The organism is Litoribrevibacter euphylliae (assembly GCF_042646085.1).
In the GTDB taxonomy this organism is placed as follows: Bacteria; Pseudomonadota; Gammaproteobacteria; order Pseudomonadales; family Litoribrevibacteraceae; genus Litoribrevibacter; species Litoribrevibacter euphylliae.
The window spans coordinates 35,341-60,631 of sequence record NZ_JBHRSZ010000004.1 but is presented as its reverse complement, the minus strand read 5'-3'; the positions used below and the strand labels follow the sequence as shown (position 1 = coordinate 60,631).

Genomic DNA, 25,291 nt, shown 5'->3' with positions numbered 1-25,291 from the left:
GACAAACTACGATGGTTTTTTTGATCTTGAACAGGTCAACCTCTCGGTATTCAGGTAAGAATCTAAGCGCAAACAGGAACAATAAGAGAATATGTGGGAACTTGCAGCGGCCATAGTCGTTTCCATTACATACATAATTGTAGCTGGCTCTCAGCTACGGATTCTCAATGGAAAATCTGGCATCCCTCTGGAAAAACAGAACATTATTCTGGGATTCGCTATATTTATCCACTTTGTCTTATGCAGCAGTAGCATTCGTACCGATCATGGTCCAGACATCAGCATCGACAATATTTCATCATTAGTGGCAGCTCTTATTGCTCTGATGGTGTTCCTTAACAGCTTTAAAAAACCTGTCCTCAGCTTATTTATCGGCATTGCTCCGATTGCCGCAGGCGCTTTAATGTGGTCAGTGCTTGCCACGCACTCTGATTCACAAACCATTGAACATCTTTCGCCAGGCTTAGCGACACATATTATCTTGTCGATTACCTCGTACGCCTTCTTCAGCATTGCGGCATTGCAAGCGATTTTGCTTTTAGTTCTGAATAAAAAACTAAAACAACGCCACAACAGCTGGAACATCATTAAAACTTTGCCTCCACTGCAAACTATGGAACACCTACTGTTCAACATGCTTTGGACAGGCTTCATTTTATTGACAGGCGCCATGGTGGCTGGCGTTTTATTTGTAGAAGATCTCTTTGAACAGCACTTAGTCCATAAAACGGTACTGTCTATTGCAGCCTGGATTGTTTTGGGTACGTTACTATTGGGCCACCAACTGTATGGTTGGCGTGGCAAGAAGGCCATTCGCTGGACTTTAGGCGGCTGGGCGTTATTACTGCTTGGATATTTTGGAAGTAAGGCAGTATTAGAATTAGTACTTCAAATTCCAGTCACTTCTTGACGGATACTCTTTTGTGCTTAACAATTCGAACAAATCAGCTTTTTAGGTCAAACATTCCTTGAACGAGTACCCCATAGCACTCCTTAGTGCATTCCTTGTATTCTTAATCATCTTATCTGCATTCTTTTCAAGCTCTGAGACTGGCATGATGTCGCTCAACCGCTATCGCCTGAAACATTTGGCCAAAAGCGGAAATCGGGGTGCAAAAAATTCTGAGAAACTACTGAAGACGCCAGACAAGCTGATTAGCGTCATTTTGGTTGGAAACAACTTTGTAAACATCCTTGCTTCCGCCATTGCAACCATCATTGCAGTACAACTTTGGGGTGATGCGGGTATTGCGATTGCCACTACCGCGCTAACCATTGTGGTACTTATCTTTGCTGAAGTGACACCAAAAACTATTGCGGCACTGCATCCAGAACGCATCGCCTTCCCTGCATCGTATATCTTAGCCATTTTATTGAAAGTTCTTTACCCAGTAATCTGGCTACTGAACATCATCACTAAGTCTTTATTATCTCTTCTAGGTATTCGCTCCAACGGTGAAGGTTCAGACGCACTAAGCAAAGAAGAGCTAAGAACAGTTCTGTTTGAATCAAGCCAACGCATATCTCCTAGATACAAGGACATGCTGGTTTCGATTATTGACCTCGAAAAAGTCTCTGTCGACGACATCATGGTGCCTAGAAACGAAGTGGTTGGTATCGACATTGATCTCGATATAGAAGAAATCATCGAGCAAATACGCCACAGTCAGCACACCAGAATGCCGGTGTACAAATCCGACGTTAATAAAGTAGTAGGTATCGTTCATTTAAGAAGCATTAACCGTTTCCTTAATGAAAACCGACTGACCAAGTCAATGATCATGCAAGCGACCAGAGAGCCATATTTCGTTCCTGAAAGCACACCACTGCATACTCAGATGTTCAATTTCCAGAAAGAAAAGCGTCGTATTGCTCTGGTTGTAGATGAATATGGAGACGTTCAGGGCATCGTTACTCTGGAAGACATTCTTGAAGAAATCGTCGGTGAGTTCACTACCGACATAGCCACCTTCAACAAAGATATTACGCCGCAAAACGATGGCTCTTTCATTATTGATGGCACTGCAGCAATTCGTGACATCAACAAAACCCTGGGCTGGGCGTTACCTACGGAAGGACCAAAAACCATCAACGGTCTAATTGTTGAATACTTGGAATACATACCGGATGCCAACCTGAGCCTGAAATTAGATGGCTATTACATTGAAATTCTTCAGGTGAAAGAAAATATCATCAAATCTGCCCGAATCATTCCTGCCGCTTAAGTAATATTTCTAGCCTCTCAATGAGAGGTTAGGAAACCTCTCAATTTTTCCACACAGCGTCTTTAAAGCACTCATCACAATGATTAACCACCACCTGAAAAGTCTCCTCTAGCTTCTTAATTTATAGAGATTTTTAGGTATTTCTCAGCTTGCCACTGTAATAATACTGAAACAAAACAGTCACATCTTGTTCAACGAACGGCCAAATTTCATACACATAACCGCCATAGACTTCTAATAAAACAGTAATAGGAGTCGGACTCAAGATGTCCCAAAGCCGTGAACATCCGACCTATATCCAGCTAAAAGAACAAGAAAAAGAACGCCCAACCAATGAGCTTCTGAACGAAAAAATATGCTGTGATTTGCTCGGTATCAACCCTAAAGACCTTTCCACCCTTCCTTTCTCTGCCGAAGACATAACTGCAGGCTCAGAAACTGAACTCCAAGTGGCTGTGATGGGTGATAAGGACCATGTTGACCTTCCTTGCACCATCAGAAAGTCTTCCTACTACGCTAACGTTCTTCGCCGGTCCCAAACCGGTGATGTTGCGGATTCCGCAGTGGAACGACTCAATGAATACTTGGAAAACCAATCCGGTGTTTGGGAAAACAGCTGGGTTCGCTTCCCTCTAGAAAAGCTTAATACCAACAGTCTTAAGATTTTCAATTACGACTTGAAAGCAGATAAAAAATCGGAAGAAAATCGACAGCGCAGCGATTCCTCCAGCTTCCTGTTTATGGAAGACGATCAGCCTTGGGTTCGAGTGCCGATTAGCTATTTAGTGCGCTTATCATTAGCCGATATTCTCGCTGATAAATATCAGCTACCGGACTACATTCGTGAGGAAGGCATGAAGTTGGTGGATAACTTCTCCAACGACAACACCTCCCCCGAAACCCACTCATTTAAAGTCCTTAATCTTTCGAAAGAGAAAGGTCTGGGTTTCCAGCTTTCTCAAGAAACCTCACATCGCTTCTTGTTCACACACCTGCTCACCGAATATGCAAATAAACATTTTGGTCTGGAACACTTCCAGCAAAAAGCGATGATCTTTTTCTCGCCGCACCCACCAAGTCGCCAGAAACAATTAAACGATTGCATCTCAGATAATTTTTATCGTGACTTGTTTATGAGCCCTTGCTTATCAGGTTGGGATAAAGGAGAAGAGAAACACGCTTATATGGCTCTTTGTCATCAGGTGTTAAGTCGCTCACACTTGAATGCGGTCGCAAAGCTACGTGACGCAGGCATTATTAACTCAAACCTAATCATACTGCCAAACACTTCCAACATCAGTTTGGCGAATAACGGCACCCACATCAGTCTCGGCAGTAAAAAAATTCAACACGCCCTCGAAGACAAAACCAATGGCTTTAATGAAGCTCATGAAAAACTGTTAGGCGATCTGGTAATTAAGATCACAGAGCACTTTTTACCTCTGTTTGTGGGGACTTATACCGCTGCGCCTTATCGCATCGACTTTGAACAATTCCACCCGGAAACCGTACTGGGTTTCCTACCGCATGAGCTCGACTTTACACATCTGCGGATGTTCTGGCGTCGCTGGAAAAGCAAAGCCAAAATTAAATTCATTGGTCGTCCGATCACGCCATTCGGCCCCAACTTTGTAGATCACACCGTCAGTTCCTCGCTAGGACTGAAAGGCGATTACGTGCCAGACTTCCGATTAATTGATTACCCGGCGGCTCTGTTAAGCACAGAAGCCCATGCAGCACTGGATGGCAAACTGGGCAATCAGGATTTACTTAAAGAAGACTTGGATAAAATGGGCATCTTCGACAAGAACATGTCGATGTACTTGCTATTCAAACTTCGTGAATTCCAGAAGATGGGCTACTGCGGATTTGAAGGTCGCCACTACTCCTTGTTCCACAGCATCGAACAAGACATGGGGCAAGCAGTCAATCTGCAAATCCTGATTCAGGCACTGGCATACAAGCTTATTGCTGAAGGCAAGGTTACCCACTCAGACATTCCTGATTCACCAGAAATCGAAAGTGAACGCCGTCAGATTTTCTTTACGGCGGCAACCGAGCTTAAGAAATTTTCCTTCAAACAAGACACGCAAAATCACTTCCTCAACACCCTGCTGCAATCAGCTCGAAAAATTAAGAAAAGCCGTCGTAACAAAGGCTTTAACGTAGTTCGTCTGGAAGACTACCGCGATGCCCTTCTGAGCTTTATCAAAAACGAAGCCGGTGACCTGATTACTGGCTTAGGACTTGAAGAAACGGTTCTGGATCTCGAGGCACGTATCAAGGGGAATCATTCAGTGGCTGATCGCCTCGTCAACGACATTTTGAAAGACGAGAAATACGACGACCCAATCAAGCTGTCAGGCAAACGCTTCAACACTAAGGCCGAAGAATATTACCGAACCGACTTACGCCTAAAACACTTGGCTGAAGCCATGGATTCTCTGCACACGGATGTTAATAACCTGAGTAAAGAACAAATTCAGCAACTCCAATCTGAACTAGGCATTGAAATTGAGCTGTCTGAGTGGCTTTTCCAAACCAAGCAACATCTGATTTCGGAGGCACTAAACAGTGATCGAATCAGAAAGCTTGTAGCACTCATCATAACTCTCGACTGCGACTTGCTTTCACCAAGTAAAGAAGCTCAACAAAACTCAGACCACCACCAGCAAGGATCGGCTGAAGGTAAAAAGAATACTATTCAGGAAAATGTAAACGCATGTTGAATCATCAGTACATAGACAAAGACGCAAACGTCATCGACGAAACGCTATTTGCAGACCGCATCATTCAATGGCTTTATAGCTCAGCTCGTGAGCGTTCACCGAGCGTATTTAAAGCTCTAACGGGATCGTTCAGTTCAAAGTTACTCGCACACCTTAACTTTGACATGGCGCTGACAACACGTTTGCTGGGAAATAAAAAATTCCTCAAACAATGTGGTGTCAACTTGGACGAGTGCATCGATCCGCCTGAATCCTTTACCACAGCTCGACGTATCTTTGAGCGCAAAATTAAGTATTGGGAATGTCGTCCTCAGCCGAATGAAACAGAAGCCGTTCTGTCACCAGCAGATTCCCGAATGCTAATTGGATCATTTAGTGACGACTCGCCATTACGGATCAAAGACAAATTCTTCAAATTTGAAGAAATGTTAGGCGAAGATAAAACCCGATGGCTCACAGCCTTTGAAGATGGTGACTTTGCTATCTTCCGTCTGACACCAGACAAATACCATTACAACCACGTTCCGGTTTCCGGCAAGGTTGTGGATATCTATGAGCTGGATGGCCACTTTCATTCTTGCAACCCAGGCGCCATTGTTAAGGTAGTCACCCCCTACTCCAAAAACCGCCGGGTAGTGACCGTCATCGATACCGATATTCCTGGCGGCAGTAACGTTGGTCTAGTCGCAATGGTAGAAGTGGTTGCGCTCATGATCGGTGAAATTGAGCAGTGCTACAGCGATCGCGAATACGACAATCCAGTACCGGTTGAACCAGGCCTATTCCTGAAAAAAGGGCAGCCAAAGAGCCTCTATCACCCAGGAAGCAGTACGGATGTACTGATTTTCCAGAAAGACAGAATCCAGTTCTCTGAACGCATTATTTCAAACCTAATGCATGAACAAGCGCAAAGCCGTTTCAATCAAGCCTTCAATCAGCCTTTGATTGAAACCGATGTAGCGGTTCGCTCACACATCGCAATGCCAGCCCATACCAAAAAACGGCTAGTGAACGGGCATTCGCAGACTAAAAGTCAGGAAGATTCGTCTCAATTATTTGCAGTAACAGGGTTATCACAAACACCGAATACTCAAACAACAATAGTCGAATAAATAGTGACCAAGGAAAGAACCTGTACGCAGGGAATTAACCAGTGGAGGAAATTAATATGAATACCGTATTTGTGTTGGCCTTAGGCGCATGCCTTTTGGCGTTTCAAGGATGGATGTTCAAAGTGTTAACGAAAGAACGGTGGCAGTTTTTAGCAACCATTCCTTTCAAGAAAAATGAAAACGGCGAATGGGTGGGCCTAAACCTAACGTATTATGGTGTCTTTACAGCAACATCACTTGCCATCGGCGTTCTGCTGTTCGTGATGATGATGGAATCGGTGAACAATTCTCTGATCCTAACTGCGGTTGTTATTTCAGCCTTGTTAGCGATTTGTTTACCGTCGGCCCGTTTGGTCGCCCGCATCGTTGAAGGTAAGAGCCACACCTTCACCATTGGTGGCGCAACCTTTGTGGGTATCATTTCAGCGCCGCTTTTAATTGAAGGCGCAAATGCACTGCTTGCAGACTACGGCGAGCTTTCTTTAATCCCAACCATGGCTGCCATCTCTGTTGCCTACAGTTTCGGGGAAGGTCTTGGGCGACTGGCTTGTGTGAGCTTTGGTTGCTGTTATGGCAAACGCATGGACCAGCTTCCTACTTGGGTTCAAAAAGTATTTGGCCCAATGAGCTTCAGTTTCTCCGGCGAAACACGTAAAGCCTGTTATGCATCAGAGTTACACGGCGTGCGTGTACTACCTATCCAAGCCATTACCTCAGTTCTTTATGTCCTGTGTGGTCTGATCGGTCTTATGACCTTCCTGGAAGGCTATTACTTCTTCGCTCTGATGTTCACCTTAGTATTTACACAGTTCTGGAGACTGTATTCAGAAACACTGCGTGCAGACCACCGTGGCGGCAGCAAGATTTCGCCTTATCAAATCATGACCGTCGTTGCAGTAATTTACACAGCCATCTTCATGAGCTTCTATCCTGCTCCTGAGGCGGCAAAAGCGGATCTCATGGCAGGGTTATCCTTCCTTTGGACTCCGGAAGTCATCTTAGGTGTGCAGTTAATCTGGCTTGTATCCTTCTTCTACACAGGAACAAGCACAGTAACCAGCTCAAACCTTCGCTTCCAATTACATAAAGATCGGATTTAGTCCAAACATTATTTATATCCAAACAATGTGGACATAAAAAAGGCTACCCTGTCGGTAGCCTTTCGTGATTTCTAGAGATTGTAACTCCATTATTCTGGAGCATCACCATTCATTTCAAACAACATTTTTTCTTTGGCTTTGTTGTATGCTGTATAGGATGAAATCAAATGACAGATCCATCCTAAAAAGCCGCCTGAACCAATCCAAAACCCTGGAGTAATGATCAGCCAAAATATTGCCCGCCAAAAATGGCCGTTATAAATCTGACCAACACCAGGAAGAATCAAACTCAATACCGCTGCTATGCCTGGATTCGACAAAGTTTCACTCCATATTGTTTAAAACAAACGACCAGAAACCACAGATGTAATCACTTAGTGACTGCAGCCAGGTCCATGAACATGACCATGCTCAAGCTCATCTGCCGTTGCATCACGAACGTCTTTAACTGTCACTTCAAACACCAAATCTTTACCCGCTAGCGGATGATTACCATCAACAGTCACCATGTCGCCTTCAACACCAGTTACGATGATTTGAATAGGATGGCCGTCTGGAGATTCAGCGTGGAATGCCATACCAGGCTCAACTTTATCCACACCTTCGAACGCCGCCATAGGCACTTCTTGAACCATCTGATCGTGATACTCGCCATACGCTTCCGCAGCAACAACTTCCACCTTAACGAAATCACCAGCACTCTTGCCTTCTAGTGCGCTTTCCAAACCAGGAATAATGTTATTTGCACCATGCAAATACACTAACGGCTCAGCGCCTTCAGACGAATCTAATACCTGTCCGTTAGTATCAGATACTTTAAAATCCATGGTTACTACTTTTTGATTAGAAATAGACATATTTTTTCCCAGTTAGGAGAAAACCGTTTTGCAACGATAAATGAGTTTTTTCAACATGAACCCAGCCACGAAGAAAGCTTAAGTTCAGTATGTGATGATGGTTTCCTGAATTTCAAGGGCAGCAACCAAATTTCTTACTGATCGGTTCATAATTCTATGAAATCAAAAAACCTCCGACGAAAAAACAAATCGCCGAAGGTTAAGGGTAACAGTGAATGAGTAAAATTAAGCAGCTTGCGTGGCTAACTGCACTTTGACAAAGTTATTGAGTTCAGTGAAACCACCGATGTGATCTTGGCCATGGAACACTTGAGGCACAGTCAGAACAGGTTTACCGACTGTCTTCTCAAGATCGGCTTTTGAAATACCTTCTTTTTGAATATCCACATAGACGTAGTTCAATCCTTTTATCTCGCACAATTCCTTAGCTCGTTTACAAAAACCACATCCTTCACGACCAAAAATAGTTATACGTTGCATTAGGTTGACTCCCCATCAGTTGATTCGATAGGAGCAGTATTGCCTGCCGCCAAAAATTAATACAATCAATTAAAATAAAACACTCAATAGATTTTAACTAAAATAAGCACATTTGAGGGTGCGCACCTTGTGCCGCTTTAAATAATGAAAGGTTTAATTTCTCGTTTGCCACCATTTTTAATCCCAAACGATTACATGCAACAGAAAAGCGAGTCGATATCATCTCGGCAAACACCCCCTCTCCGGTCATGCGGTTTTTATAATTCGAGTCGTACAGCTTGCCACCGCGACACTGACTGATCAGGCTCAACACATGTTTTGCTCTCTGAGGGTAATGAATCTCTAACCATTCGCTGAATAAGTCCTTCACCTCATGTGGAAGCCTTAAAAGAATGTAAGTTGCAGAAGAAGCTCCCGCATCTTTTGATGCTTTTAGAATTGCTTCGAGTTCCTTGTCATTAATGGAGGGAATCACAGGTGCGACGATCACACCTGTCGGCACACCAGCGGTCGCTAGTTTATGAATTGTCGCTAATCTTGCAGACCCCGAAGCCGTTCTCGGCTCTAAAATACGCTTCAGCTCGTTATCTAACGTCGTCACTGAAACCCTTACCGAGCACAGGCCTTTCTGAGCAAGCGCTTCCAAGAGATCCAAATCACGCTCAATCAAATGACTCTTGGTGATTAAACTAACGGGCTGACCTTTTTCCAGACAAACGTCTAATAACTTTCGAGTCAGCTGATAACGACTCTCGACTGGTTGATAGGGGTCGGTGTTCGCACCAATCAAAATAGGTTTAGGCTTGTAAGCAGGTTTACTGATCTCTTGTCTCAAACACTCATCAGCGTTCGTCTTTGCAATGATCTTGGTTTCAAAATCCAAGCCGGGTGACAAATCATGATAAGCATGGCTTGGCCGGGCATAGCAATACACACAGCCATGTTCACAACCCGCATAGGGATTAACCGATTGTTCATGCGGAACATCGGGAGATTGATTTCTGGCAATAACTGTCCTGGCAGTTTGCTCGATAATCTCAGTACTTATTAGTTTTATTTTATAATTTGCCTCATCATAAGCTTCACTTTCATTGGATAAGTGTTCCTCTACGGAGTGAAGTGAATGAAAACGATTTGATGGATTAGAAGAAGCTCCACGGCCTTTTAACGCTTGTGTTTGCATAACAGTTCAACCTTAAATACTGTATATTTTTACAGTACAACTAAAATACAGTCTTTGCAAATGAAAAGCGATGTTTGCCAATTGCACTATAGTAAGTAGAGCATCAGTAAATAGAGCATGAGCGAGTAGTACACAGAGTAATTACAGGCCATCACACTAAGGGATCATTGATGACCACAACAGCAAACGACCAATACCTAGGACATGTAACTGATTTAGGTGAAACAGACGTCGTCACCGCCAGTGAAGATATTGTAAGTGCCAAGGGCGTACTGCTTCTGCCTAAAGGCGCAACGATCAATAAGAATCTATTGGCCCGTTTACAACAACATTCAATAAATAAAGAAGTTGATCAGGTCATTAGTATTCAAGATACGCTTGATGCATCTTCACTAATGGAATTCTGGCAGGAATACCTAAAAGAAAATCCCCAATACAAAGCATCACTCGATTTGTTACACGATAGAGACATGCCTATTCGTGGTTTTGCACGCTTGCGACTGAATACCAGCATGCGCAACAAAGTAACTGTGTGCAAAAAACAAAAACCCGATCTATTTGAGCATTCGATGCTCGTCACTTATACCGCGCTTTGCGTTGCCGATATGATGCAGATCCCCCGAATGGAAGCCGACGATCTCGCCACCGCAGCTATCTTCCATGATCTAGGCATGCTCCATCTCAGTGAAGAGCTGGAAGACCGAGGCAACATTTTTACACCCGAACAAGAACGTCATATTGCATCACATCCCATCATCATGCATCGCATACTCGATCAATTTCCAGAGTACCAGGATTCCATCGCTAAAATTGTATTGGAACACCATGAGCGGCTGGATGGCAGTGGCTACCCAATGGCTAAGTCCGAGTATTATTTATCCATACCTAGCCAAATTCTGGCGACCGTTGAGTGTGGCGTCAGTATTTACCATCGACATGGTTACCACTACACAGTGACCGTGCTGAAAACCCATATGGGAGAACAGTTGAACGACGAAGCGTCCAAGTGCCTGATCAAGATTCTGGAAAGCTGGGCTAAGGCCTCTTCTGATTTCGACCTCCCCAGAGACGCCAATGACGTTAAAAAGGTCTATGATAAACTCATTACCGCCGTTACCAGTGGCGAAAAAGTGATGGAACAGGTTACCAATCCTTTTTTGAGCACCAATGCCGCTCAACACTTGAAACGTCGTCTATTGTCGATTGATCTCGCTATGTCCAATGCAGGTCTCGACAAGTTCCGAGGGTCCAGTACGATGGAAATGGCCACAGAAGATGACGATCTAATTATGGAAGTAGGTGCTCTGGTTCAAGACGGTATTTTTCAGGTAATCGACAGCATTCGTATTTTTCGACGTCAATTGCATCCTGACAGCAAAATCCCACCAGAACTGAACCAATGGTTGAAGTCCACAGAAGAGGCTTTAAAAGACTATTTCTTAGGTGATGGTTTGTAATAGCATTCACACGAATCAGTGGTAACGTTTTCACTTATTTAAAGTTAGATTGGGTCATAAGTTTTTGGTCAACAGTAAAATTTAGCCAGATGTAGCCCTGCCCTCAGAGTTAGACTTCTAAGAACAGAGTGTGTGAAGGAATAAGCATTAAAGGAACAGAATGGATACTAATAAAAACCCTCTGTGGCATAACTTTTTTAAGAAAACCACTCAGCTCGATGAACGTATTGCAGACCTTTGGCTTAAAACACCGTTATTCCACAAGATTTCTCGCAAGCACTGCCGAGCATTGGTACCAGACATGCATCTTCGTACCTACCAAGATGGTGAAGTCATCTTTCATCAAGGTGAAACAGGGATAGGCGCAGCACTGATACTGTCTGGCAATGTCAACATTACCTCTCATCATAAAAATCTGGCTCGACTTGAAGCAGGGGATTTCTTTGGTGAAGTGGCACTGGTGGTCGATGAACCAAGAACCGCAAATGCATTGGCAGTGGGGCCGACTGAACTCATTTTCTTTTTACGGCAAAACCTGGACGAGCTGACCGACAGATACCCGATTGATGGCGCACGATTGATGCGGAACCTCGCTGGGATTCTAGCTACTCGACTGAGACTCAGTAACCAAGCCATAAGCCAAACAGTAGAGCCCTCACCTGCAGTAACGCAAAATCCAAGCGCCTCAGCTATCCTTCCCGAAAACAGCGAATTGAAGGAATAAGCCATGCCAAGCTGGTTGTTACGCCCTTCATTCTTGTCTTGCCTGATTTTTTGCATCATTTGCATTTTATTGATCAGCATTGCCTGGTTATTTAAACCCGTTATTTTTGCGCTGCTGGTCTCTTTCACGCTCTATGCATTACTGGAACCCGTCAACAACCAGATGACCGGGCGCGGGCTAAGTCCGGCCAGTTCTGCCTCCATGATTTTGTGTGTACTGGTATGCATCAGTGCAGGATTAACCTTTATCGGTTTTCCCAAATTACTGGACGGCATCTTAGCCGCCCAAAACAAACTGGGGATATTGAAAAGCACGCTCTTCGAGTGGACAGATAAGCTTCAGTTTTTATTAGAAAAGTCTGGGATTCAGGTAGACAAAGCCGGGATCAACCAGTTTCTTCAGGGGTCGAGTACCGAGCTTAATCTTGACGTGATCATTCAGGGATCAAACATCCTGTTAGACATATCAGGTACTCTATTATTAGTACCCTTCATCGTGTTCTTCTTGTTAAGAGACTACAAATCCTCCCGTAACCGCTTACTGTCTTTACTGCCGAATGAATATTTTGAAATGGGTTGGTCGATCTATTACCGAGTCGCTCGCCAACTGCAAGGTTATATCAAAGGCGTCATCATCCAGACCAGTATTCTGGCGACGGTTGCCACCACAGGATTCGTCATCGCAGGTTTCGAGTCCGCCATCATGCTCGGCGTGTTTGCCGGTTTATTTGGCATCATTCCTTACCTTGGCCCAGTACTGGCGCTGATGCCGCCATTAATGATGGCTATGAGTATCCAACCGTTCGATGTCTATTACGTATGGGCGGCAGTGGCAGTAATTGGCGTGGCGTATATCTTCGATAATCTGGTGGTGATTCCGACCATCATTGCCAACGCAGTGGATTTGCATCCCTTTGTGGTCATTGTCGGGGTGATTATTTTTGGCAGTATGTTCGGAATTGTCGGAACGATCTTGGCACTGCCCATTTTAGCAACATCAAAGATTCTGTTCGTAGGCTTATATCAAGGGTTCTCTCAGCGCGCTTCTATCGTCAGAAGCTACGCTGAAGGATAAAGAAAGGCGAAACGCTCAACATTCAGAGTTGTTGAAATACTACCCTCTGTGATCAGACACAAACGGGTTGTTCTTGCGCTCATAACCAATGGTCGAGTTAGGGCCATGACCTGCAATAAACTCGTAGTCATCATCCAAAGACCAAAGCTGCTGGTGAATGGAGTTCACTAAAGTCTGCATATCCCCTTTTGGAAAATCGGTACGACCAATAGAACCGTTAAACAGTACATCACCCACAATCGCTAATTTGGAAGGATGATGGATAAACACCACGTGACCTGGGGTATGACCAGGGCAATGACGAACTTCCAAATACTGATCACCTAACTGAACAGTATCGCCTTGTTCCAACCATTGGTCTGGTGTGAATTGCTTTGCCGCCGGAAAGCCAAACATCATGCTTTGCTGAGGCAGCATGTCAATCCAAAATTGTTCTTCTTTCTGAGGACCAACAATCGGGACATTCCCCTGCTCCGCTAGATCTGCAGTCGCACCCGCATGATCAATGTGGCAGTGAGTAAGTAAGATCTTATCAAGGGTTAAACCACGCTCATTAATCACAGCCAACACACGATCAAGGTCCCCCCCCGGATCAACAACGGCGGCTTTCTTGGTGTTCTCACACCAAATAACAGAACAGTTTTGTTCAAACGCCGTGACAGGCACAATTTGATAAGCTAATCCGCGACCTGATGACATGGTCTCTCCTCATTATGGTCCGACTGAAGCATTCTCAGCCTAATATTTATTAGATATGTTGCTCTTATAAGCGAGCAATTAACGTCGCACGCGTTGGAGCCTGATAACCTTCAATGGTTTTATTGACGTTGTCAGGATCAAGAAAGTCCTTCAACGACTGATAATTCATCCACTCCGTTTGACGCTGTTCTTCTAAAGACGTTTGATCCACATCCACGACTTTTACATCTTTAAAGCCAACACGCTGCATCCAATGAATTAACGTCTCCACCGTTGGCAAGAACCACACATTTCGCATTTGCGCGTATCTATCTTTCGGCACCAAGCTGTAGCCATTAGGATCAGTTCCTTCCGGCGCATTGACGACCAGAGTTTCCAACACTAACTCGGAGCCTTGCTTCATACAGGCTTTCAATTGATACAAATGATCAATAGGCGAACGTCTGTGATAGAGAACGCCCATAGAAAATACCGTGTCAAAGCCTGCCACATTTGCAGGCACTTCTTCCAACGTTAGCGGCAACATATAAACATTATTTGCACCGATGAAATGGCGCATCGCCCAATATTGCATATTCGATAACGGTGAAGGTTCTACACCCACCACCATTTGCGCACCTTCACCGGCCATGCGCCAACAGTGATAACCACTGCCACACCCTACATCGAGCACATAACGATATTTTAGAGGCGAGATATGTGGGGCAACACGATCCCACTTCCAGTCAGAACGCCACTCGGTATTAATATCCACGCCCATAACACTGAATGGACCTTTCCGCCACGGCATAAAGCTTTTGAGCTGTTCTTCTAGCGCTTGTCGTTGCTCTTCTGAGATCGAATGATTTTTACCAATGGCGAGATCATGCGCGTTCAGGTCGAAATCCACCTCACCGAAATCCGGTAAGTTTTCTACCACAGGAATCCATTTCTTGAGATTGGCCCAGCGTTGTTCTGACAAGCCATGAGCAATTTTTTCAGGCAAGCCTTCAGCCAAACGAGCAATCGGCGTTTCAGGTAGGATTTCAAGAATATCGTCAAAGGTAATTTTCATAGGAATCTTAAAGCAGACTTACAATACGTATTTACAGACAAGCGCCTGAGTAAATATAAACAAGCGCTATTTTATGGCCAAAAAGGACGCAAAGTTTAAACAACGGAACCAGGAATACACATGGGTGAATCCCACTTTTTCAAGTCGGCATATATGTTCACCATTGGTTTCCGGAATCAACACATTCTCAATGGCAGCCCGTTTCTGAGCAATTTCTAAATCACTGTAGCCATTGGCTCGTTTGAAATCATGATGGAGTTTAATCATCAACTCCTGTTCTGAGTTGTGGTTAAAAGCCAATTTCTCAGATAGCACCAATGCACCGCCATCCACCAAACCATCGTAGATTTTCTTCAGTAACGCTTCACGTATGTCTTTATCGATGAACTGCAAAGTAAAGTTCAACACCACCAGCGAAGCGTTCTTAATCTCAAGTTCCAGGATATCCGCTTGTTGAACGGACACCGGAAAACGGTGCCCGGCTTTCTTCAAATTCTCAGTACAACGCGACACCATCGCATCAGAGTTATCCACAGCGATTAATTCACAACCGTCCACTTCCACCATCTGGTTTACAACCAAAGAACACGCACCGAGTGAACACCCCAAATCATAGATACGGGTATTGGGCTGCACAAAATGCCTTGCCATCACACCGATGTGCGACACAATCGTACTGTAGCCTGGCGCGGAACGGGAAATCATATCCTCAAACACCTGTGCGACATTATCATCAAAGACAAAATCACCAATGCGCTCTTGCGGCGTAGAATAAATGTGATCAGATGTATTATCTGATTGGGTATCTGACTCGTTCATGAATTAACCACTGATTTTTGAAGCGGCTATTTTAATGGAATGGATACTGAGCGCAAATGCTAACTGATCAATCCACCACTCGTTAATGATCATAGCTCGATCTAAGCATTCGTCGACTGCTGCCAAGGCACAAAGAAAACATCAAACCTTCTCTTTTAACCGATACAAAAAAGGCCTCCTTACGGAAGCCTTTTAATCAGAGACTAGCTAACGCTTAGTCATCCAACATATTTCTGCCTTTGCTTGCAGCGATACGCAGACGTAGAGAGTTCAAACGAATGAAGCCTTCAGCGTCTTTCTGGTTGTATGCACCCGCATCGTCTTCAAAGGTTGCAATGCTTTCATCGAACAAAGAGTTCTCAGACTTACGACCAACAACGATTACATTACCTTTGTACAGTTTCAAACGAACGTTACCGCTCACGTACTCTTGAGTCGCATCGATTGCCGCTTGAAGCATCTTACGCTCTGGAGACCACCAGTAACCGTTATAAACAAGCTCTGCATACTTAGGCATTAACTCATCTTTGGTATGTGCTGCATCGCGATCCAGCGTTAAAGATTCGATTGCACGGTGTGCACGAAGCAATACTGTTCCTGCTGGTGTTTCGTAACAACCACGAGATTTCATACCAACATAACGGTTCTCAACGATGTCCGCACGACCAATACCGTTAGCACCGGCAATCTTGTTCAACTCTTCCATTACCTGAGCAGGCGTCTTCGCTACACCATCGATTGCAACAACGTCGCCTTTTTCATAGGTAAGCTCAATGTAAGTCGGCTTGTCTGGAGCATTTTCAGGAGATACAGACCATAACCACATATCTTCTTCTGGTTCTGCATAAGGATCTTCCAGAATGCCGCCTTCGTAAGAGATGTGTAGCAAGTTAGCATCCATTGAATATGGAGATTTCTTACCTTTCTTCTGCTCAACCGCGATATTGTGCTTCTCACAGTAAGCCATCAACTTCTCACGGGAGTTCAGATCCCACTCACGCCATGGAGCGATCACTTTAACGCCCGGCTTAAGTGCGTATGCACCCAACTCGAAACGAACCTGATCATTACCCTTACCGGTTGCACCGTGAGCAATAGCGTCCGCACCTGTTTCATTGGCAATTTCAATCAAACGCTTGGAAATCAGAGGACGAGCAATTGACGTACCTAAAAGGTATTCACCTTCATAGACCGCATTTGCACGGAACATTGGGAATACAAAATCGCGAGCAAACTCTTCACGAAGGTCATCAATGTAGATTTCTTTGATACCTAGCGCTTCAGCTTTTGCACGCGCTGGCTCAACTTCTTCACCTTGACCTAGATCCGCAGTAAACGTCACAACTTCACAGTTGTATTCTTCTGATAACCACTTAGCGATTACTGAGGTGTCTAAACCACCGGAATAAGCTAGAACGACCTTTTTCACGTCACTCATCGATTTGGGCTCCTTACCTAATTGGGCGTAAATACTGGCATCGATACTAAAAAATCGGCCTATTGTACTGGCGACAGAGACGTATTCCTAGTATTTCCGATGAATATCCCAATAAATCCTCTTCCACTGAGGAGAATGAAACTTGAACCTAAAAAGCCAAGGCAACACCTTGGCTTTTTAACACAAAGACTTGAAGCAAAAGTCGAGCTTAGAAGAACTCTAAATTGCTCGGACGGAAAGGTTCATCGCGCTCTAAACGAATGGTCACACGACGATTTCGCTTACGACCATCTTGACCAAGGTTTCTTACCACTGGATAACGTTCACCGTGATAACGCGTGGTGATCAGATCTTCCTGAATACCGGCTTTAACAAAGTAATTCGTTATATGCTCAGCCCGTTCACGAGATAATTCACGGTTCTTAAAGCGGCGTCCAATGTCATCCGTGTGACCATCCACAATTACTGACGACACAGCAGGATCAGCCTTGATGTACATGATGATGTAATCCATCAACTGGTAGTATTTTTCTTCCGGATACAAACCGCCGCTGTCATAAAACACCACGGAACGTTTGATTTGGTCAAAATTGACGGGCAGAAGCTGACTAACACAGCCAAGAAAGTCGCGATAAATAGGATCAAAATCAAACGCACTCAATCCTACTCGAATAGAAGGTTCAGTTGGTTCGTACCAACTTTTACGAGTAAACATCGGAACAAAACCATTATTCAGGCTTGCCAGCATAGAGCTTGCACGCTCAGGCTCCACTTGGAATGGTTTATCCCCAGAAATCACGTCCACATACCCCATGTGACGTGCCGGATTTCCAGGACGCCAAGTCGGGGGTTCAATCACTAAAGAGGCTTGGCCTTTACGCATTTGGTTGTAAGGCGTTTGAAGAAAGAACACCATCTTTTCACCGGCACGGCGGTAAAACACACCTCGGCCATACGAAGGAATTTCCTGAGAAAGCGAACAGGCAAACACGGAAGACTCCAGCTTCCACTCGCTATCATCATACGATGCCATATAGGTAACAGCCGGTACATTTGCCATCACAGGCAATGCCGCTGTTGCGATGATTAACACCAGTTTGACCAACAAAGTTTGAGTCAACCAGTGCTTCGTTTTTAACCTAGTTTTACGCACGTTTTGATTCCGATCGCTATCTGAGTCTGAAACTAATAAACACGATTCCAAATACTCTGGAAGTTACTCTTGTTGTTAATAGGTACAACGCCCGTCAGAGCTTAAACTTACCCTCACATCTTTGCCTATCGGCACGAGCTTCAAAAACTAAAGTTATTTTAGTCCTTAAATCACACCCTCTCCGTTAACCTCAGTTACAGAATGGTTGGTAGATGGTTACCAAAAGTGAATTTCTGAAAAAACCTCGATGTAAAGAGCAAGCATCTGGTTTAACAGCGCCAGAGCAAGTAAAATGAGCGGCCACGCTAATGTTAGCCAGGCTGTTTATCAGCAACGAACAACCCAAGGAATTCCCACCTGTGTCTGATTCAGAAAAATCTCTATTCGCTCAACGTTTCCGCAGCTTTATGCCGGTTGTAATTGACGTTGAGACCGCTGGCTTCAACGCCAAAACCGACGCGCTCCTGGAAATCTGTGCTGTGTGTTTACACATGGACGAAGAAGGTTGGCTTCACATCGACCAAGTCATCGACTTCCCGGTTCATCCCTTTGAAGGTGCAAACCTTGAGAAAAGCGCTCTTGAATTCACAGGTATTGACCCTAATGATCCAAATCGTGGTGCAGTCACCGAACAAGAAGCTTTAGCAGAAATCTTTAAGGTCGTTCGTAAAAAAGTAAAAAATGAAGGCTGTAATCGTGCGATCTTAGTTGGCCACAACGCAACGTTCGATCACGGCTTTGTGATGGCCGCTGCCGAACGATGTGACATCAAGCGCAATCCTTTCCACCCGTTCTCGACGTTTGATACCGCCACCTTAGCTGGTTTGGCTTACGGACAAACCGTTTTAGCAAAAGCCTGTATCGCAGCAGACATAGATTTCGATAACAAAGAAGCCCACTCAGCGAAATACGACACCGTAAAAACAGCCGAACTCTTCTGTGAAATTGTGAATAAGTGGATGCGTATGGGAGGCTGGCCACCAAAAGGTATCGAGGAAGCCAAAGAAGAAGTCAGCATGGAAGATTTTGAACAATTTGGTGAGTAATTCTTTAATAAAAGCTTGCTATGCTTAAAAACGGACATACATATAGTTAACAAGCGGTTAACAAGTCTTTGAAGGAGCAGCAGACATAAATGAACGAAACCACGGTTAGTATTTCTTCTGCTCGCTCCGTACTTCATTATTTGAGAAACAATGACTTCCTTGATGAACACAGCCAGGCACAATTGCTGGAAGAATTAGACATTTCTCCGGCCACTCTGGACGATCAAGAAGCACGCCTCCCCATCACTCAATACCACCAGCTTTGGGAAAAAGCCAAATCCCTGACTCAAGACCCTGCCATCGGCTTGCACGTAGGACAACTGAGCAGTGCCGAATTAATGGGTTTAGTCGCCAATGTATTGGTTCACAGTGATTCCCTGGAACAAGGTATCGAGCAATACGTTCGCTTGTTCAGCTTAGTTAACAATGGCATTGAGCTGACCTTTGATAAGCAAGGCAGCCTCTCCGTCATTGAGTTCCATCACCATAAGCCTGAATTTTATTGCCAACAGGACATGGAACGCACACTGGCTTTAGCAGTGCAACGTACCAAGCAATTTGTGAACGATGAAATTCGCATGGAAAGAATCGGTGTTGCTCACCCGGCTCCGCCTTACGCAGAAGAATACGAAAAGCTGTTTGGTTGCCCGGTCGAATTTGATCAAGACGTGTGCAGCATTACCTTCGCCAGCCGCTTTTTACAGTTCAGCCCAAAACAGAAAAACCCCTATGTTCGCTCCGCATTACAACGTTATGCCGAAGCGATTAATACCCGTTTGTTCAAACGTAAGATTGGCGACAAAGTAAAAGACATTGTGCTGGAATTACTACCGCACGGTCAGGCGGATATTGATCGTGTCGCACAACGTCTGCACATGAGTCGACAAACACTCTATCGCAAGTTGAAAAAAGAGAACTTGGTATTCCAGGAACTGGTGGAAGAAATCCGCCAGGAAAAAGCGTTGGAAATCATCAAGGATAAGAATCACTCTCTGAGTGAAATTGCCTTTGTCTTAGGATTTTCAGAGCTGAGCGCCTTCAGTCGCGCCTTCAAACGCTGGACGGGCATGAGCCCAAAACAATACAGAAAAGACTTGGAAAGCTAGAGACGATACCAGGAGACTTCTGAATAAGAGAGGACGGAGCCTACTGAAGAGATGGGCTTCAGTAAGCTCCAGCATATCATTAGGCCGTTGCGGCTTCTTCGGTAATCAACTTAATCACATCTTCAACGGTCTTCACGTTTTGCGCGACTTCGTCAGGAATCTCAATTTCAAACTCTTCTTCCAGAGCCATAACCAACTCCACGGTATCCAAAGAATCTGCGCCTAAGTCTTCAGTGAAAGACGCTTTTTCAGTGACTTGGTCTAGTTCAACACTTAATTGCTCACTGATGATTGCTTGAATTTTCTTAGTTAAATCTGACATTTTTTGTTCCTTTCTATTTACATATTCAGTTGGTAAATTCGGGTTTTGTAAGACATAGAGAGGTCCTCTATGACGAGAAGTTCTCTATAATTTTTTCAGCGTCAACACCACTTCTCCTTGTTGCAAATATTGACCATCCAAGTCTCGACAATGCATCACACGGTACTTGTCCTTACCTGACGCGTTTTTAAAGAAATGACTTAACGTGACGGGCATAAACATCTTCATTACTTCCAGCAATAAAAGCGTTTGATCACCAGAAATCACATCGCCGGATTTAACAAAAGGCGCGCTGTCCGGTGATGGCGCCGCATAAACGACTCCGGTATTTGGAAGCTTAAGTAGGTACTCACTTCCATCATGTTCGATCAGAGCCGTGCTTGAATCTGCTTTCTCATTGGCTCGGTTGGCCAGAGTATCTAGAAAGTCACTGTCTTCTGCTGACGAGTCTTCTGCCACCCACTCTTCAACAAAAGCTGTGGTGATTTCGCCAGAGATAAAATCGCTACTCTTCAGCAGCGCTTTGATCAGAGGTAAGTTAGTGTCCACTCCGCTGATGACCAGTTCATCCAGGTAAGTACTTAATCGAGCAATCGCTTCAGCTCTGTCTTTGCCATGAACTACAACTTGAGCGACCAAGTTGTCATAAAATGGCGTCATTTCTTTGCCTTTCGCGGCAACACACAGAACACGAGCGTAGTCTTTTTCCGGGATATGGACTTTGGTAAAACGTCCCGTCGCCGGAGTAACCACTAACTCACCTTTGGTTTGATCCTTAGAAATGGATTCCGCATTGATCCGCACTTCAATCGCATGACCGGTCTGAACCACCGCTTCCGGCAGTTCAGCAATGCTATGGCCTTCTGCGATTCGGAACTGCTGTTCTACCAAGTCCACACCAGCGGTCATTTCGGTAACGATGTGCTCCACCTGAAGACGCGTATTCATCTCCATGAAGTAGAAACAATTTCGTTCTAAATCGTAAAGAAACTCTACCGTGCCTGCGCCCACATAGTTGATACGATGAGATAAACCAGCAGACCAGGTATTCAATGCATAAATTTGCTCTTGAGTGAGCACATACTCACCAGATTCTTCAATGATTTTCTGGCGATTGCGCTGTGCAGAACAATCTCGAATCCCCATCATTCGGAAATTACCGAGACTGTCTCGTAACACCTGAACTTCGATGTGACGAACCGATTCCAGCAAACGCTCGATGTAAACATCACCACAACCGAAAGCACTTTTGGCTTCCTGTTGGACTCGTAAAAACGTTGCTTCCAATTCGTCAGGTGACTGAACGGTTCCAATGCCTTTGCCACCACCACCGTGGCTGGCTTTAATTAACAAGGGGACGCCGATTTCAGCCATGACTTGTTTTGCTTGAGCCAGTGTTGCAACCACCCCATCACTGCCCGGCACCGTAGGAACATGCGCAGCTCTTGCGGTCGCAATGGCTTGCGCCTTGTCTCCCATTCTTGCAATCGAAGAAGCTTCCGGACCGATGAAATTCAGATCCTTTTCCAAACAAGCCGCCGCAAAATCGGCATTTTCAGAGAGAAAGCCAATTCCGGGATGCAATGCATCCACCTGCTCTAACTCTGCAACGCGCAAGACCGAATGAGCACTAAGATAACTTTCTTCCGAACTTTGGCCACCCAAACAGACCAGACGATCACCAATACCCAAGGAGTCAGCCGCAACTGAATTCATATCTGGGTCTGATTGAACCAATACCACCTGTTTATTGGCCGCATGAGCCGCATCAATCAAACGAATGGCAGTACAACCACGCGCGTGAATAAGTAGCTGTTTAATTTTGTTGTACTGTTTCTGTTTAATCGGCGCATCAGCAATGCTGGTTAAACTGCCATTCTCACTCAACCACGTTTCCAAAACGTCATTCAGATTGAGTTCGCATAGCGTAAGAGACGGATCAATTTCTTTTAATCTACGATCCAGACCAGCAAAGAAAGGATGACGAATAAGCCCTCTCATCACTAAGCGGTCATTATCTCCCCAGCGGCGCTCGGTGAGATAATTCGATAGCGTTGCCTGAAGTGTCAGATGTTCTGGTACAACAACCTGGCCTGCAAAAGGTAAATTAGTGCCAGACAAGTAATAGGTATCGACATTCGGGTGCGTCACGAAACTCGCTTGCGCACCTCCGGTACAATCGCCATAACCAATGATCATCATTCGGCCACCCGCCTCGGTAAAGCGGGAAATGGCTTCATTGACAACGGCCATGGAAAATAAAGCAGAAGCACCTTCCTTGGTTTGCATCCCAGCCGAGGACACCAATCCAATGACAGGAATGCCTGCCACTGATGCCCGCTCCAATAATCGACACAATTTCTCAGCCGATGCCATGTCAAAGGCACCCGCTTGGAAATCGCTGTTGCTTACAAACAAGCCCACTTGGTGTTTGGTGTGTGCTGTGTTCACCTGAGACTTAAGCGCACCCACGCCCGTCAACAAACCACACGGTGTACCTGAATTGTCCAACACCTGATTTATGCGCTTCGCAAAGCCCGGGAATACTTTGGGATCTTTCGTTACCAGTTCCTGATCCAAAGGTTGAAAGTTCTCAAACAGAAGATCAATCCAGGATTGCGGAGAGATCATTCGTTGTGTCTTGGTTTCATTCAATACTTGTTGAATGCGCACGTTTCGGGACGCCTGCGTTAAGCGGTGCCAGAAATTCTTCTGTCGTCCAATATGTCTTGGTTGAAAGGCGCCTGAGAACGGAATGCCTCGTACCTGATGCCAATACAACCGGGTTAACAAAGTACTGACAAAATACCCCGCCACGACGAAAAGTACCGGATCGGTCTGAGGAAATTGTCGAAGCTTCCAGTCGTTCATTCGGGTAACAAGGTTACTCAACAATCCTTGCTCTTCCAAATGATGTAACCAATTCAAGAAACGTTGGGCACGCTCGCGATTGATGCCTTGTTCCGCCGCGATCACTTGTGCTGAACGCAATAGCTTTTGAACCGTTTCCACAGAAAGCGTTTGCTTGAGTGAATACTCCCAAGCCACTGAGCAGATTTCCGACAGAAACACGTCATAACTGACATCAAGAAGTTTCAATAACTCTAAGTGATGCAACACCAATTCTTGAATTTCTTTCACTGCTACAAAATCAGTCAGAGAAAGCGCTGGGCTTTGAAGATCCCCACGAGCCTGATCTGCAATAAACTCAAACAGCGATGAGGAGTCTGCTTGCTGAAGATACGCTTTGAATTGATCTAGATAGCAACCCAACTGCCCTTGCCATTGATGAAAAAACTCAATTGCCAAGGCTAACGAGAGAGCTTCGATCTTCTGAAATTGCTGATCATCAATACTTTGACCGATTCGACCCGACAGCTCTGAAGCAACAGAGGTGTCAGCCTGAATCGTATTCCACAAGCGCTCTAAAGGCTTATGATATCTCAAAGGTTGTGATCGATTTAGCCACTGTTCGAATAGCTGACCTTGCAGTTCTTCTTGAAGATGTGAATCTTTTGAAAGGTTAGATACTTCACGCGGCTGAATTTGAATATGGATACGCTCAGAAGTCTTACCTTGTTCATAGTGTGGCTCTTGAAAACTTAAGCGGCTTCTCAAAGTTTGCCAGCGAAGATCACGAATCTGTGAAGGTTTCTCGTGATGTTCCATTAAGGATGCCAAGCCTGCTAACAAGGCTTCTTTCACCACGCGTACTTTCTCTGAACTTGCTTGAGGCATTTCTTCTAACGGCGAATAATCGATCACGCCATCAATCACACCATCAAACACCAGCTCTACCGCATTGATTCCAACTTTCTGAGCACATTCTTGCCAAGTAAGATGTTCTTTCCGCGCGATGGCTGCCAAGCCTTGCGGCTGGATGGTACTGAATACAGCATCTTTCAAAGCAAATAATAAGTTGGTTGCGGCCAAAGGAATGGCACCGCCCGAATACCCCTTGCCGTAAATCACGCCAATGCTCGGCACATCCAAACGCGTGAAGCCTGCAATCAGCTCTGAAATACTGCCCGCCTGAAATTCCATATTGGCCTGATTGCCGGCATCGGCGCCCGGCGTATCAATGAAGGTCACAACCGGTAGGCGTTTGGCACTGACTTCGGATAACCAAGTGTTCACCAAACTGTGGTGTTTAGGAGACCAAACACCATTACGAACCGAGCGATTCTGCACCACGACCGCTATTTCATAGCCTGCTGATTGATCATCACTCAACTCAATATTTAATAGGCTTAACGGGCCAAGCTGTTCTTCTTTTAGAATGCGGTCTGCGATCTTATGAACTAACGACAAGGCCGAAGGACGTTTTATGTCATCAACCGGCTTCAATACTTGTTCTGCGTAAGTGTCGTTTGCTAATGATTTAATGACGTTACGCTTTTGAATCAAGGTGTCTTTATCCAGGAAAGGGCCACCAACAAACTCAAGTGACTCAATACCTAACGCTTTACGATCACAACGTAAGGTCATGCCGGAAGCAGCACCATCCGTGTCACCTTCACTGAGGTTTGCATCGGCGGATGCGGATAACGCGGCATCAGAAGTTTCCGCTGTTTTATCCAACGTACTCTCTTTGTCCAAAGTTCCTTCTTTGGCTTCCTGAGTTTTTGTTCCTGCTTCACCTTCAATATCGAACATACTACTTACCTCCATTTGCCAATCAGCCGCGGATACGAAAAAAGTGCCAATAACGAT

General features: G+C 44.9%; 22 protein-coding genes. 10 read left to right on the top strand and 12 right to left on the bottom strand.

The features are described from left to right. The first annotated feature begins 91 nt into the window (after nt 1-91). Together ACFOEK_RS07820 and ACFOEK_RS07815 are read left to right on the top strand one after the other, a co-directional pair. Nucleotides 92-910, top strand: a complete 819-nt coding sequence (locus ACFOEK_RS07820) for a cytochrome C assembly family protein (protein ID WP_386718761.1) — start codon at nt 92-94, stop codon at nt 908-910. Nucleotides 911-968: 58 nt separating this feature from the next. Next, nucleotides 969-2,225 (top strand): HlyC/CorC family transporter, encoded by a 1,257-nt coding sequence (locus ACFOEK_RS07815; RefSeq protein ID WP_386718759.1) that lies wholly within the window; start codon nt 969-971, stop codon nt 2,223-2,225. A 133-nt stretch (nt 2,226-2,358) separates the two neighbouring features. On the opposite strand, the gene ACFOEK_RS07810 is transcribed toward ACFOEK_RS07815, so the two are convergent. Continuing rightward, the gene (locus ACFOEK_RS07810; protein WP_386718756.1) at nt 2,359-2,490 is read right to left on the bottom strand and encodes a hypothetical protein; all 132 of its coding nucleotides are present in this window, start codon (nt 2,488-2,490) and stop codon (nt 2,359-2,361) included. Between the two features lies 1 nt (nt 2,491). Here ACFOEK_RS07810 and ACFOEK_RS07805 point away from each other — a divergent pair, with 1 nt between their 5' ends. The 3 genes from ACFOEK_RS07805 to ACFOEK_RS07795 are packed head-to-tail and all read left to right on the top strand — an operon-like array spanning nt 2,492 to nt 7,166. Then, a complete protein-coding gene (locus ACFOEK_RS07805; RefSeq protein ID WP_386718753.1) occupies nt 2,492-4,954 on the top strand; it encodes a hypothetical protein in 2,463 nt (820 codons plus the stop codon). Further along, nucleotides 4,948-6,066 (top strand): phosphatidylserine decarboxylase, encoded by a 1,119-nt coding sequence (locus ACFOEK_RS07800; protein ID WP_386718750.1) that lies wholly within the window; start codon nt 4,948-4,950, stop codon nt 6,064-6,066. Before ACFOEK_RS07805 ends, ACFOEK_RS07800 begins: the two co-directional genes overlap by 7 nt. A 56-nt stretch (nt 6,067-6,122) precedes the next feature. Beyond that, on the top strand, nt 6,123-7,166 hold the full coding sequence (locus ACFOEK_RS07795) for a prolipoprotein diacylglyceryl transferase family protein (RefSeq protein ID WP_386718747.1): 1,044 nt from the start codon (nt 6,123-6,125) through the stop codon (nt 7,164-7,166). Nucleotides 7,167-7,255: 89 nt separating this feature from the next. Here the strand turns inward: ACFOEK_RS07795 and ACFOEK_RS07790 are convergent, their stop codons facing one another. The 4 genes from ACFOEK_RS07790 to ACFOEK_RS07775 form a co-directional block, all read right to left on the bottom strand. After that, nucleotides 7,256-7,486 carry a DUF5683 domain-containing protein gene (locus tag ACFOEK_RS07790; RefSeq protein ID WP_386718744.1) on the bottom strand — a complete coding sequence of 77 codons (231 nt, stop codon included), beginning with the start codon at nt 7,484-7,486 and terminating at the stop codon, nt 7,256-7,258. Between the two features lie 54 nt (nt 7,487-7,540). After that, nucleotides 7,541-8,023: an FKBP-type peptidyl-prolyl cis-trans isomerase gene (locus ACFOEK_RS07785; RefSeq protein ID WP_386718741.1), complete on the bottom strand. Its 483-nt coding sequence runs from the start codon at nt 8,021-8,023 to the stop codon at nt 7,541-7,543. A 225-nt stretch (nt 8,024-8,248) separates the two neighbouring features. After that, a complete protein-coding gene (locus tag ACFOEK_RS07780; protein ID WP_386718738.1) occupies nt 8,249-8,503 on the bottom strand; it encodes a GrxA family glutaredoxin in 255 nt (84 codons plus the stop codon). A gap of 97 nt (nt 8,504-8,600) precedes the next feature. Beyond that, complete coding sequence (locus ACFOEK_RS07775; protein ID WP_386718735.1) at nt 8,601-9,686, bottom strand: PA0069 family radical SAM protein; 1,086 nt, start codon at nt 9,684-9,686, stop codon at nt 8,601-8,603. 170 nt (nt 9,687-9,856) lie between these two features. Here ACFOEK_RS07775 and ACFOEK_RS07770 point away from each other — a divergent pair, with 170 nt between their 5' ends. From ACFOEK_RS07770 to ACFOEK_RS07760, 3 genes are all read left to right on the top strand, one after another. After that, nucleotides 9,857-11,143 (top strand): HD-GYP domain-containing protein, encoded by a 1,287-nt coding sequence (locus ACFOEK_RS07770; protein WP_386718732.1) that lies wholly within the window; start codon nt 9,857-9,859, stop codon nt 11,141-11,143. Between the two features lie 160 nt (nt 11,144-11,303). Further along, nucleotides 11,304-11,867, top strand: a complete 564-nt coding sequence (locus tag ACFOEK_RS07765; RefSeq protein ID WP_386718729.1) for a Crp/Fnr family transcriptional regulator — start codon at nt 11,304-11,306, stop codon at nt 11,865-11,867. Between the two features lie 3 nt (nt 11,868-11,870). Then, entirely contained in the window at nt 11,871-12,941 is a 1,071-nt protein-coding gene (locus ACFOEK_RS07760) for an AI-2E family transporter (RefSeq protein ID WP_386718726.1), read from the top strand. A gap of 39 nt (nt 12,942-12,980) precedes the next feature. On the opposite strand, the gene ACFOEK_RS07755 is transcribed toward ACFOEK_RS07760, so the two are convergent. The 5 genes from ACFOEK_RS07755 to ACFOEK_RS07735 form a co-directional block, all read right to left on the bottom strand. Then, the gene (locus ACFOEK_RS07755) at nt 12,981-13,640 is read right to left on the bottom strand and encodes an MBL fold metallo-hydrolase (protein WP_386718723.1); all 660 of its coding nucleotides are present in this window, start codon (nt 13,638-13,640) and stop codon (nt 12,981-12,983) included. A gap of 64 nt (nt 13,641-13,704) precedes the next feature. Then, the gene (cmoB, locus tag ACFOEK_RS07750) at nt 13,705-14,694 is read right to left on the bottom strand and encodes a tRNA 5-methoxyuridine(34)/uridine 5-oxyacetic acid(34) synthase CmoB (RefSeq protein WP_386718720.1); all 990 of its coding nucleotides are present in this window, start codon (nt 14,692-14,694) and stop codon (nt 13,705-13,707) included. A 66-nt stretch (nt 14,695-14,760) separates the two neighbouring features. Continuing rightward, complete coding sequence (cmoA, locus tag ACFOEK_RS07745; RefSeq protein ID WP_386718717.1) at nt 14,761-15,513, bottom strand: carboxy-S-adenosyl-L-methionine synthase CmoA; 753 nt, start codon at nt 15,511-15,513, stop codon at nt 14,761-14,763. Nucleotides 15,514-15,727: 214 nt separating this feature from the next. Then, nucleotides 15,728-16,951, bottom strand: coding sequence for an argininosuccinate synthase (locus ACFOEK_RS07740; RefSeq protein ID WP_386718715.1), 1,224 nt, complete (start codon nt 16,949-16,951; stop codon nt 15,728-15,730). Between the two features lie 208 nt (nt 16,952-17,159). Then, a complete protein-coding gene (locus tag ACFOEK_RS07735) occupies nt 17,160-18,104 on the bottom strand; it encodes a flagellar protein MotY (protein ID WP_386718712.1) in 945 nt (314 codons plus the stop codon). Between the two features lie 359 nt (nt 18,105-18,463). On the opposite strand from ACFOEK_RS07735, the gene rnt reads away from it, so the two are divergent. Together rnt and ACFOEK_RS07725 are read left to right on the top strand one after the other, a co-directional pair. After that, nucleotides 18,464-19,150: a ribonuclease T gene (gene rnt, locus ACFOEK_RS07730; protein ID WP_386718709.1), complete on the top strand. Its 687-nt coding sequence runs from the start codon at nt 18,464-18,466 to the stop codon at nt 19,148-19,150. 89 nt (nt 19,151-19,239) lie between these two features. Beyond that, entirely contained in the window at nt 19,240-20,256 is a 1,017-nt protein-coding gene (locus tag ACFOEK_RS07725; protein WP_386718706.1) for an AraC family transcriptional regulator, read from the top strand. Between the two features lie 79 nt (nt 20,257-20,335). Here the strand turns inward: ACFOEK_RS07725 and ACFOEK_RS07720 are convergent, their stop codons facing one another. Further along, nucleotides 20,336-20,578: an acyl carrier protein gene (locus tag ACFOEK_RS07720; RefSeq protein ID WP_386718703.1), complete on the bottom strand. Its 243-nt coding sequence runs from the start codon at nt 20,576-20,578 to the stop codon at nt 20,336-20,338. 84 nt (nt 20,579-20,662) lie between these two features. Continuing rightward, complete coding sequence (locus ACFOEK_RS07715) at nt 20,663-25,234, bottom strand: ATP-binding protein (RefSeq protein WP_386718700.1); 4,572 nt, start codon at nt 25,232-25,234, stop codon at nt 20,663-20,665. Nucleotides 25,235-25,291 lie beyond the last annotated feature (57 nt).